The 12,025-nt window shown below is 38.7% G+C and carries 6 protein-coding genes and 1 pseudogene; 3 read left to right on the forward strand and 4 right to left on the reverse strand.

Translation table 11 applies throughout. The annotated features are described in order from the left end of the window. Nucleotides 1–418: 418 nt before the first annotated feature. Nucleotides 419–637, forward strand: a complete 219-nt coding sequence (locus KPX09_RS02320) for a VirB3 family type IV secretion system protein (RefSeq protein WP_249548781.1) — start codon at nucleotides 419–421, stop codon at nucleotides 635–637. 3 nt (nucleotides 638–640) lie between these two features. Next, a pseudogene (locus tag KPX09_RS02325) lies at nucleotides 641–1,047 on the forward strand (VirB4 family type IV secretion/conjugal transfer ATPase); the annotation flags it as partial. 1,815 nt (nucleotides 1,048–2,862) lie between these two features. On the opposite strand, the gene KPX09_RS02330 reads toward KPX09_RS02325, so the two are convergent. Together KPX09_RS02330 and uvrC are read right to left on the reverse strand one after the other, a co-directional pair. Next, a complete protein-coding gene (locus KPX09_RS02330) occupies nucleotides 2,863–3,069 on the reverse strand; it encodes a hypothetical protein (RefSeq protein WP_249548782.1) in 207 nt (68 codons plus the stop codon). A 1,064-nt stretch (nucleotides 3,070–4,133) separates the two neighbouring features. After that, entirely contained in the window at nucleotides 4,134–5,978 is a 1,845-nt protein-coding gene (uvrC, locus tag KPX09_RS02335) for an excinuclease ABC subunit UvrC (RefSeq protein ID WP_346017232.1), read from the reverse strand. Nucleotides 5,979–7,570: 1,592 nt separating this feature from the next. Between uvrC and miaB the strand changes: the two genes are divergently transcribed. Continuing rightward, nucleotides 7,571–8,905 (forward strand): tRNA (N6-isopentenyl adenosine(37)-C2)-methylthiotransferase MiaB, encoded by a 1,335-nt coding sequence (gene miaB / locus KPX09_RS02340; RefSeq protein ID WP_249548784.1) that lies wholly within the window; start codon nucleotides 7,571–7,573, stop codon nucleotides 8,903–8,905. 140 nt (nucleotides 8,906–9,045) lie between these two features. Here miaB and KPX09_RS02345 read toward each other — a convergent pair whose 3' ends face one another. Together KPX09_RS02345 and KPX09_RS02350 are read right to left on the reverse strand one after the other, a co-directional pair. After that, nucleotides 9,046–10,296: an MFS transporter gene (locus KPX09_RS02345; RefSeq protein WP_249548785.1), complete on the reverse strand. Its 1,251-nt coding sequence runs from the start codon at nucleotides 10,294–10,296 to the stop codon at nucleotides 9,046–9,048. Between the two features lie 348 nt (nucleotides 10,297–10,644). Then, on the reverse strand, nucleotides 10,645–10,947 hold the full coding sequence (locus KPX09_RS02350; RefSeq protein WP_249548786.1) for a hypothetical protein: 303 nt from the start codon (nucleotides 10,945–10,947) through the stop codon (nucleotides 10,645–10,647). Between the last annotated feature and the right edge of the window lie 1,078 nt (nucleotides 10,948–12,025).

Raw genomic sequence — 12,025 nt, forward strand, 5'->3', positions numbered from 1 at the left:
TATTGTATTTTCAAGGAGGTAGAATTTTTTGTTAAGAAGTCGCCACAGAGCATCCTGATGTCTGGTGAGTGCAATTCTTCTCTTCAGGTAATGGAAGCACCTTCAGGGATACAAAGGTAAGGATACTGCTGCGTGTACCCTATTTTGGTACTGCCGTATAGATAAAACTGTACCCCCATGGGTACTGTGTTGGCGGAATAAACCCTTCTGAATTGCTTAACTGCCTCAGCAAAGTCAGTAAAATTGTATTGATTAATAATGCAGTTACTCTGTGAGTTAACTAGGTGTACCTTAGCTTTTAAGGAGTTAACATCCAGAGTGGAAGTTTGCTTCTTGTGCAATAGCTGCTAATTCTGTGTAGTTGACCGTTTCTCTAGGAGATTGAAACCTTAATGTTATAATGTCTTCCAAAGCTCTTATGATAAATGCTTTCATCTTGATCTTCTTATTCCTTCGAAGCATCTCAATTATCCATTTCAATGTATTGTTCATTTTAGCACCAGGTCTCCATGGGTTAGGGTTTATTGCATCTGCAAAGGATCCTTTGTTCATGGATTTGCTGATCATAAGAATGCAGAAGTGCAGTAGGTGCCTTAATCGGTTCCATTGTAATTATAACTTCCATAATGTGATGTAGTAGATGTTAAAGCTATGTTTGTCTTCTTCTGCGACGAGAAAGCTCAAGATTGTTAAGGGAATCACATCTGTCTTGCTGTATCAAGAGCACTGAAATAGCACTACTCTCGTTACGAAGGATGGTTCGTTACTTAAGGTAATCAATCTTTTAGGCTACGCTTTCAAGACAGCAGATTATGAAGATCTTTCTATACAGAACTCAATCCGGAACTAAACTCTGCGAAGCATGTCATCTGCTGCGGCGTTTGGTTTGTATTTTCACATTATAAGGCACAGGCGGAACGCGTTTTCTGAGGGTTTCGCTGATAAGCAATTCTCTAGTGCGTTTGCATTGCAGATGCTGTGAGTATGCAGTGGTGCAATAAGCATACGATCAAGCAATATTTTACGAATGACCTTTATATAACGATCTCAACATAAGATGCGTAATTCGTAATTATAAGATAAATAGAGTTCGTGCAGTTTATTATTTCTGCAACACTGATAACGCAGATAGTTGCCGTTTAGGCACTTATAGCTCAAAAAACACTTGCCTGATAGGTTAAAAAACATACAATTAATTCTACTTGGAAGTGAATTTAGGTGGCCCCGCTCTACTAAGATAAAGTGTGTGTGTTACCTAATGGTTATGCATTGACCGCAGAGCGAGGCCTGGCAGCTTAATTAATTTCTTAATCAAACCACACCGCATTGTAGCTGCAGTGAGTTTCCTAGTCAATAGGGATATTAAATTTTTCCATTTCCATGAGGATGCGTTTCTTCTTTGATGTCAAATACATCATATGCGCCAGATAAGTGGCTATTTGTACTACTATATGCCGTAGTGTGACTATTATCGGCTATAGTTGCGTATTTTGTGCTAAAGTTAAGGCCACTCTAGTTGTGTTGGACTACGTGCATACAGTTTTGCATTATACAAAGCATTTGCATATCTAATGTTACACTTATTAAATAATTTTACCATAATTTTTACTATATTATAATTTTTTAATTACGCAATCTCAAAATATCTTACTTTTTCAAGTATATCGCGCGTATGTGTGATGTCTGATATCTTTAATTTTCTCAGATGTCATGTCTCATTAGTCACTACTCTGCTGACTTGTAACAGATATAATGTAGTGCATTAATAAGAATTTAATAAATAAACTTCTATGCTTAGGCATCTACATCTTATGGCTTTTATTTCAGTAAGTTACAACGTTTGAAGTTTTTACCCCTAGAGATTTTTTAAGGCATTTGCGATACTATAGAGTTAAAATTAGAAGTAGATGTGAGTATTGGCTTATTTTGCATAGTCATCTAAGCATTCAGGACGTGTAGAGATACCATTCAAAGGGGGATTTTATGAAAATCCACAACTTCTATAGCGTAAAAACAATGAGTGCGTTGATATTGTCTCATTACAGTACTGGCAGCTTTGTCAACTCACCTCCTTAAATGATAGGGAGGTGATATAACTTCTGTGCGGCAAGAACCGATTACTGTGCCGACTAAAAATTGACGCAGTTCTACCTGCTTTGGTGGTAGAACTTCTCCGCAAAAAGGTACGTCTACTCCATTGGGTGTTGTTCCTATTCCAGGTTCAACACCTTAAGACGGATAAGCCTAACATATTGTGCATGGCATAATGCATATGATATGGGTGCTTTAAAGGCACCGAATAGTTAGCAAGTTGGTACTTTTTAAAGATTCGGATGACATACGAACAGTTCCTATAATATAAGACATTTAGAAAACTGACCTATATTCTGTGCATGAAACCATCTTCCAAAGAGTATGTGACCGATTGCATGGTTGAGGTGTCAACTTTCGACTGCCAAGGAGATCTTGGTTAACATGAGCGGCATATCAATGAATATGCTTAGGTATTATAAATTTTTTGTATCTTATATTTTCTCATGCCATGAGATATTTAGGTTTCGCTTGCAGGCAACAAACGGCATTTATATACTTGATAATAGAATTTATGATGGTACCCTTTGTAGCATACCGTTAATAACGCTGCAGCTCTCAAGACGCATTCATCAACATTGTTTACATCAAAAAAAACCTAAGAGTCATGTAATATGGTGGGTCATGCCTCTGCAGATTACGCGAGCTGTACCATACATGACCAGGCTGATCAGGGGGCTCTCACATAGTGTTTTGGCAGAGGTGTGGGAATATGCTCCAATTACACACAAAAATTCCTGACTAATACCTAAAATATACCAATTAATAAACTTAGGTATGTGTACTGAACCTGTGACTTGATCCTTCTAAATAATGTTGTAATTCAAGCCTTAGATCACCTAACCAAGGTATCGATCGGTCTGTTGTGCGTTCAGGAGTTACGTCTATTTTTTCCTCTATTAAGAACATAATAGCTCTGATGCTGTTATCCTGTATTACCTGTGGATCATTCTTATCCTTTAAAATTTTACTTCTCAAAAACGCATACTAAAGAAGTAATTACTGTTTTTTTGCTGCTTACTCAGCTTGCCTGAGGGGGAGGTAGGTCTTTTATGAGTTTGCTAGTGACGGATGTTCTCTGCCATTCAGAACATAATTATTATGATGCCACTGTTGTGTGTCACCTGTGACTAATGCTTATCTTATCAAAGTTTCACTTTCTCAAAAACGTCATGTCGGCTTTTGGGGAACTATTTGGCTCTGCTTGCCTAGTCGTTTTACATTATAGAAATTGGCAATGTCTGTTGCTAAGCAGATGTCAAACTTTATATTCTCCATTGACATGCATGTCCTAAGATATGCTCATTGAAACATGCGCAGGTGTGCAGTAGTAAATTGGTACGCTAGTAACTACAGAAATAATAGTAATCTTACAGGGTATTTGACTATATCTTAGTCTGTGCATCACCCATGTCTTGCGTAACCTGGGTTTTTCACAATACGATAAGGGGAATCGGATAGTAGTGACACACGCACGGGCATCAAGCAATAATATTCTATGGGTGTACCAATAACGATATAAGGGTATTTGATCACACTTCATCTGTGAGCTATTAAACTGACTTTCCGTCAATCCTATAGCAGTGGAAAACATAGCATCTTGCCCGTAAGGAAGAGCAGTGATGCTTTTGCTATCGTAACGAACATCGAACTATGCTTCATGGGTTCTTTGCCTGAGAGATTTTGCCTTGCAGGGAGGAATTTTATCATTGAGTGATGAGTTCAGCGATAATATAGATGTACTCTTCTTTCTCTGTATGCACAGAGGAATCCTTACCTCATATGCTAATCAATGATTGACAAGAATGTCACGAAGATAGCAGCCTCTATATAAGGAAAGCAAAAGACCTGAAAAAGCGGCTAAGCAGCTACTTAAGCATTGATAGAATGTCTGTTAATTGTGTATCGATGATAAAGCAAGTAGTCAGGCTGGAAATTACTGAACAGAAAATGAAACCGAGGCACTGCTACTGGAAGCAAAGCTGATAGGGTTTTTGCGATCAAAATACTATATGATCATTAGCCCAGTTACTCTTTGATGTTCATGCACGTAACGTAGTTTGTGACTCTTTAAGGTACTCTGCTATGCGTTTCGCTAGTTTTAAACTAATTCCAGGAACCTTGCTTATTTCCTCCACTCGAGCATGTTTCATTGCTTGAATGGAACCAAAATAAGCTAGCATTGCTTTGCCTTTAGTTTTTCCAATGCCTGGAATATCATTAAGAAGTGTAGAGAATTGTAGCTTACCATCACGGCTTTTTCTATGGGAAGTTATGGCAAATCTGTGTGCTTCATCACGTAATCTACAAAGAAAGTGCATAAGCTTACTTGCTGGATCTAAAGACAACTTTTTTCCATTCGAAAGATAAAAAACATCTGTGCCAGCTACGCGTCCGGGACCCTTTGCAATACATGCAAACGGTATACCCAGGTGTGATAGTTGCCCATATACCGCTGATCTCTGCCCTCGACCTCCATCAATTAGGATAAAATCAGGCAATACGTCTGGCATCTCTTTAAATCTGCGGGAGATAACTTCATGCATCATAGAGCAATCATCACCGTTGGTTACGGTATTTATCTTAAACTTCCTATACTCTTTTTTCAGGAGACCATCTTTTCCGCACACTACCATTACTCCATATGGATGAGTGCCAGAAATGTGGCTATTATCGTATATCTCTATTCTTTCAGGCGCCTTCAGTAAGTCAAAAAATGTGGCAAATTCTTCTAAATCTGTATCTTGAGCAGTATTTCGTACCCTGCGGTTTAAGGCTTCCATAGCGTAATTCCGAGCTAATCCCATAGCTTTTAATTCATCTCTAGTAGCAGGAAGTCTAATATCCACTTTGCGCTTTATAAGCTTTTTTATGGCGGTGCTAATTATATTAGTGTCATAATCGGAAGGTAGGTCTACATAGACTACTGAAGGAAAATCATTGTAAGTTTGCAACATAAACATATTTACGATATCTGCGTCTGATACATTACCGACGCTTTCTATAAAATAAGGCTGGCTCCCGTAATTTACCCCATCTCTGAAAAAAACAACTTGCATACAGTATAAATCTTGGCGCTTGTAAACGGCTATGAAGTCCACATCGCCATGGATGCTTGTCTGAAATCCCATGCATTCCTTCATGGATTTGAGAGCATGCAGCCTATCACGGCATACTATAGCACTTTCATAATCTTGATTCTTGCTAAACCTGCACATCATCTCAAATAGTTCGCACTGTATTTCTTTACTCTGTCCCGTAAGGGCTTTATGGGCCATTTGCACTGCCTTCCCGTAATCATCCTCCGAGATTTTTTGCATGCAGGGCGCTGAGCAATTTTTCATTTCGTACTCAATGCATGGTCTGACTCTTGTAGCGAAAAAGTTATCCGGACACGACCGTATGAGAAACGCTTTTTTGATTGTTGCAATTATGTGTTTTGTCATGACAGACGATAAAAATGGACCGTATAGTCCAGTAGAGCGTCCCTCGGCTCTCTTTTCTCTATGCAGTACGATACGGGGGTATTTGTGCCTTGAAAACAATATATAAGGATAAAATTTATCGTCCCTCATGATTATATTATACTTTGGCTTCAGGGACTTTATCAGCTTTGCTTCCAGTAGCAGTGCCTCTGTTTCATTCTCTGTTACAGTAAATTCCAGCCTGATGATTTGCTTCACCATCGTATACACATTAACAGACATTCTATTAATGCTTAAGTAGCTACTTAGCCGCTTTTTTAGGTCTTTTGCTTTCCCTACATATAGGAGGCGGTCTTCTGTGCCAAACATCTTGTATACCCCGGGAACGCTTTTCTGGACAGAACATGTAGCTTTTTTCAGAGCGTAAAAAGCGTCATTCAAGCGTTCATTTGAGTTTTTCACAATATTTGTGTATTCTTAATGGTGCCTTTGTGTGATTATAACTTATAACAGTTTTGAGGTCTTCAACGCAGAATATACGCTTTTATTATGGGAGAAGAGAGCGTATTGTAATTGCATAAGTTTTGACGAGCGCTATTACCATTTCATAACCATATAAAAAGCAAACAAATTCATTAAGAAATCGTGGATTACACGGCAACCTGTGCTTAAGCAAATATGCGCAATGTGCCTGTACCGTATATTAGCATTAGATTTTTATTAGCTTGGCTGTTAGGTTATGCAGAGGTAGGCAGAAAACATATAATACGCATACATCGCTAGCATTCGATCATCCGGGCGGAAAAAATAGTGCTCCACACTTATAACGAAATTATCATGCAAAATGCGATCTATAAAATTAGTCCTCTCTAATATACTGGTTAAAGTATGATATATATGTCATATTCACTAACGGAAATATTGCATTGGTGCATAAAAGGAATATTTCTCATTCATCAGTTGTGAGTGATTAATGGAATTTCTATCTTGTGCTTAATTTCGCTATCGCTTAAGTTGCCGCCCTTCTCCAGAGTATGTGTATAAACGTTGAAGTTATGCTCAGGCGTGCAACTATGCTGTTAAACAATAATAATATCTCAAGGATTTGCTATAGTATGTGTACTAGGTTGTGTGCTGTGTTGTGTGCTGTCCGGTGGCGCTCAGAGTTTATATTTGAGCTTGTTTTGGGCATGCGAAGAGCATTAGTTTCAGAGCATGAAACTGGCTCTAGGAATAGATATTCCTCTGTGGATCCACGATAAATGTTATGATACAAATAGCACGTTATGACTTCCAGACAGCAATCATGTAATCATAAAATAATAGGGCATGCATTTCTGTTAGTATGAGTCATGAGGCAAAAACTGTACTGATACCTCACACAGAGATGCCGGCATAAGAATTTGCTGTGCGGTGCATAATTTAAATTCAGGCATATTTTTTCAGGGTGTTTGTTGCTATTTGGCTATGCAAAAAATTTAAGAAGTGGATTCTGATAGACAAGCTAAGCATTGTACTGCCTATTCTACGGGCCTACTAAGGACTTATACCCCCATTGGCAAAAGCTATAGCAAGAGATAGGGTGTGAAACATGTATTATTCGCAGACATCTACCACACGTATCACTGTCACGCACTTGTCAGAAAGCTCCATGCATAGAGATTCTACACAGTTATGTATAGTGTTTTCCAGCATATACCATATTGCCCAGTGGTTGCCTTGGTCCTATAGATTTGGCTCTGATGTTTTTGTAGGAGATTTCAATAGCTACATGTCATTAATCTTATTATCTGCCAATCGCGTTGGGAAACTATAACACAGGGATGAAAGCTATTTTGACGAGGCTTTTGAAGCACTTACTTCGTGAATTAGAAAATACGGTGATTGTCTGATAGAAGAGCAATAATTCCTAGATAATATGTTTACCGTTTGGGTTGCTCTTCCTAGAGTTCAAGAATTACTAAGTTTCTGGCAAGTGGTACACTGGAACTTCGGGATTGTATTACTTGTTTATGTGGTATAGAATCACGTTTTATTCTCCAAAAAAAGTTCTTATGACAAGGGGTCTGTATATAGAGTCCTACGGGTGTCAGATGAATGTGTACGACGCTCTAATGATGGAAGATCTACTGAGGCCTGTAGGCTATGCTGCGGTTTCGCGTCCAGAAGATGCTGACATAATATTGATTAATACTTGCCACATAAGGGAAAAGGCATCTGAAAAGCTTTATTCCACTCTAGGGCGTATGCGCGTAATAAAAAAGGAAGAGTGTATTCTGATAGTTGCAGGTTGTGTGGCACAGGCTGAGGGCGAAGCTGTGTTTGAGCGTGCACCGTACGTGAATGTGGTTGTGGGACCGCAGGGGCTGCATACTCTCCCAGAACTTATAATGAAGGTAAAAAGGGATAAGAAGCAGATTAATATAGAGTTCCCAGTAGTCTCTAAGTTTGACGCAATTTCGATAGATAGAAAGGCTAACGGGGGGGTTTCTGCATATGTCTCCATTCAGGAAGGGTGTGATAAATTTTGTACTTTTTGTGTGGTACCTTATACGAGAGGGCCGGAGTATTCTCGTGATGTAGAAGCCATATTGGAAGAGGTAAAACAACTTACTGATAGAGGTACAAAGGAGATAGTCCTAATAGGACAGAACGTTAATGCCTACCATGGAACATATAAAGGTAATGAGTGGGATTTAGGGAAGTTAATTCAAAAGGTCTCACTAATAGACGGAGTCGAGAGAATACGGTACACAACCTCGCATCCTAGGGATATGCATCCTTCTTTATATGAAGCTCATAGAGACGAAAAGAAACTGGCTCCGTTTGTGCATTTACCTGTGCAGTCTGGTTCTGATGCAATATTGCGAAAGATGAATCGCAAGCACACTGCTGAAGAGTATCTTCGAGTTGTCGAGCAACTGAAAGACTCGAATAAAAATATGGCTCTGTCTTCAGATTTTATAGTTGGTTTTCCAGGTGAAACTGAAAAAGACTTTGAGGATACTATTAAGCTGGTAGAAAGCGTTGGCTTTGCCTTGTCGTATAGCTTTAAGTATAGTCCTAGGCCTGGTACTCCTGGTGCTGAGTATTCTAATCAGGTACCAGAGGAAGAGAAGAGCGCGCGTTTGGCCGCCTTACAAGGTCTGCTTACAAAACAGCAATTGCAGTTCAATAAGAGCATGGAGGGCAGGGTAATGGATGTCTTAGTAGGTGATCCTAGTAGCATGCGGCGTGATAGGATTTTTGGAAAAAGTGAATATACTCAGTCTATACATATATCGGCTCCAAGCGGATCGGAAGACTGTTTTAATAAGATGGTTAGGGTTGAAATACTGCATGGACGTCGGAATTCTCTGGAAGGGACTGTATTGTCTAATGCAAGCTAGCATTATTTTATCAGCGTACGTGGATTGTTTTGATCTAGATCAGAGCGAATCCCTGAGTCGTATTCCTACATTGCTATTGATGACAGCATTGTTTTTATGGTTACGATGTTGCCGCTCATTAGTATTGCTTAGGGGAAATCTTAAGTGATGTTTTTGACGGGAGGAGAGTGTGCATATAGCATAAAATTAACCAGGATATAGTAAAGCAGAGCCACTAAAGACATAACTAATAGCATATCTGACAACCTGTAGAATTGAGATAGCAGAGTTAAAATCAACACAATTATCCCAGAAAGCACGCACATGCACCCATTGACAAAAACACAGTACGTGGTGATTAGTCTTATATCTACCAACTCCCTTCCTACAGAAAATGCTACCATGTGCCCTCCGGAGGCAAAACCGAAGATACTTGCCACGAGGCAAGCCGCATAAACTACCCAATTTTTTTCAGGATGTAATGCTTCGGCAGCCTGTATGAACATAGTTACTACCAGTAAGCTGCCACTTTGAAGCAAACTAGATACCAAAAAAATATGCTGACTTTTTACTCTCAGGAAAGAAGAATAAGCCCAGCAGAAAAAGGGAGATCCTATAGCGAAGCCTGTCCACATGCATAAGGATGCCACACTACCCAGTGTTGCGCTTGCTTTGTATAATAGAACCCCGGCAACAGAAAAAAATATTCCAAACTCCATACCTCCTATTAAAGATACTAACACTACTCTAGAGTTAAATAGCATCTTGTATATAGAGCTAAGTATGTCTGAGAATTTTATGTTCTTGCAATACACTGCAGGATTACTAGCAGTGCATAAGATTGTAATAAATACCGCAAATTGAAAAGCTGCTATTAACCATACCAGAAAACTAAAGTTTTGCTTTAAAAATTGTTCATAATATGTGGAAATATACCAAACTATAGCGTAGCACATGCTATAGCTTGCTTGAGCAAAGCCAAACATAATTCCTGCAATAGATTCTTTAAAAAATCCATTGCATAGATATCCAATCCCTATAAAAGCAAATGACGCTCCGAATGTTAAAAAAAACTGTGAAACTGTAAGCATGATAGGAAAGTTGAGATCATTGGTGTATATCTGTAGGACCATGCCGATGAAAACACACAAAGCTGCTAAAGGTAAGGAAACCTTAGATCCTGCGTAGTCGATAATAGAACCTGAGAAAAGTTGAAACACAGAAAAAAGGCACATGTGCGTGAACAACAGTGTGGCAACTCTAACTTCACTGTGAAGTACTTCTTTACCAAAGGCTGTGTACATCCACTCAAAACAGCATATTGATAACAACATCATCACTGCTGCAGCCCAGAAAATTCCTTGAGAATGTCTAATGGGCATAAGAGGGGAATCCTTTCGTATAATAGCCATAAAACCCAGCTTCTTTGCAAAAAATTCGAACTTGCTAAAAGTACTCATGCTACTTTCCACAGCAAGCGCAGAATGTACAGTATATATTCACGATGTGCAGCAAACTCGTTAGTAAAATACACCTATTAAATAGCTGTAAGAAGCCTATACATATCTGGTTATACACGAGGCATGGGGAAGAGAAGACTTTCATGATGAAAATGAGCCGTGATAAAGCGCGCTCTTCTGATAAACTACAAAAATATGCAACATGTATAAATACACTCTCAAACATCTAAGCAATCTGATTGAAAGCACTGCAGTTGGCAGGTGGAGTTCTAGAAAATAATTCTGCGATCCTACGCGCAACTAGAAAATACTACACATACTCAAATACCATATTCTCCTACCCTTACCAGAGCGTAGCAGAATGCACCAGCGAAGAGGACTCTCTGAATCTAATAAATCTAAATTAGTAATATATAGAGGAAGAAAAATAGGGTTTTCGGAAAATAACTCCGTGATACTACACACAACAAGGACATACTGCATTGGACTGCATACGACAACCCTAAGAACATACCCTATCCACTCAAATACTATATCTAGATCCTTATCAGAGTTAGGAGGAACAGCAGTGGAAAAGAGGATTTTTTTCTGTGCATGACTCAAATTAGTAATCTATGGAGCAGCTTATGCTCCCAGCAGTAGTGGACGTTTTGAAATTTACAATGATATTGCTTCCAGAATTGTAGGGAATGCCATGAAACTCGCTATTTAACATGTCGCATAGTAGCTTTGATCAATCATAGAACGCTTTTTGATCAGATTTATTATTAGTGAGTGGTGCATCCAAGCTATTACTTCAGGCAGCCGTGCACTTGTACGCAAATTGCTGCATATATATATACCTAAAAATACACTTTAGATAATTGCGCGTATATGCGCCGAAACTCATGCTAGAAGGCTAAACTCTGGCGATAAATACATATGCTTACTTTGTAATCATATACCAAACCGATGCAGCAATGACTGTAATTATAAGGACCTGAATGTATATTAGGTTTGATAATGCGCTAACATTGTCTAAAACCTTTATGTCAATGGTGATATCGTAGCTGACTGCATTCTTTGAGAATGCTTCTTTCAAGGATATAAATTAGTGCTAATATATTGCAGTTATTGAGTATGATACATGCCACTATATAAAGTATTCCTTTAATATAGTAAGCAGTGATAAAAACAATAAACAAGGTCCTGCAGAATTAAGAATACATCAGTGTTGTGTCCTACAATAGGTGATACAAAGTATTCGAAGATACTGAGGTAAAAATCATAATTCAAAGCAGGCTTTTTTTGATGAAGCTTTCAAGTCGAGAATAAAAGCTTTGGTACCTGAATGTATGGTAATAACTATCAATGATTTATTTTATGATGAAATACACGCAATGAGTGTTGCATACGATCGACTGTTTTGAAATGTGCAAGGTTACTCAACGCCGTTTTGCGTATGTGAAATTGTCCATGTGCGCATCGCCAGTATCAGACCTAAGCATCTATAATGCTACTTAATTTTGATGCACGGCAGTTTCTGGATGCATATAGAGCTTTCATGTACATAGTAGTAGTAGGGATGGACAGTGCTCAAGATGATATGGTGAGGGTTTAGGTAGAGGCCGCTCATTAGGTATATTACTTGCATGAGCAGTTAGGCTATTAAGTGTGAATTAGAGAAGTGATGGTTCATACT

The sequence above is a fragment of the Anaplasma phagocytophilum genome (genome assembly GCF_023476575.1).
In the GTDB taxonomy this organism is placed as follows: domain Bacteria; phylum Pseudomonadota; class Alphaproteobacteria; order Rickettsiales; family Anaplasmataceae; genus Anaplasma; species Anaplasma phagocytophilum_A.

Excerpts from the sequence above, each read along its gene's own strand:
- KPX09_RS02320 (WP_249548781.1), top strand. The coding sequence starts at position 419 with ATGATAAATGCTTTCATCTTGATCTTCTTATTCCTTCGAAGCATCTCA.
- miaB (WP_249548784.1), top strand. The coding sequence starts at position 7,571 with ATGACAAGGGGTCTGTATATAGAGTCCTACGGGTGTCAGATGAATGTG.
- KPX09_RS02345 (WP_249548785.1), bottom strand. The coding sequence starts at position 10,296 with ATGGCTATTATACGAAAGGATTCCCCTCTTATGCCCATTAGACATTCT.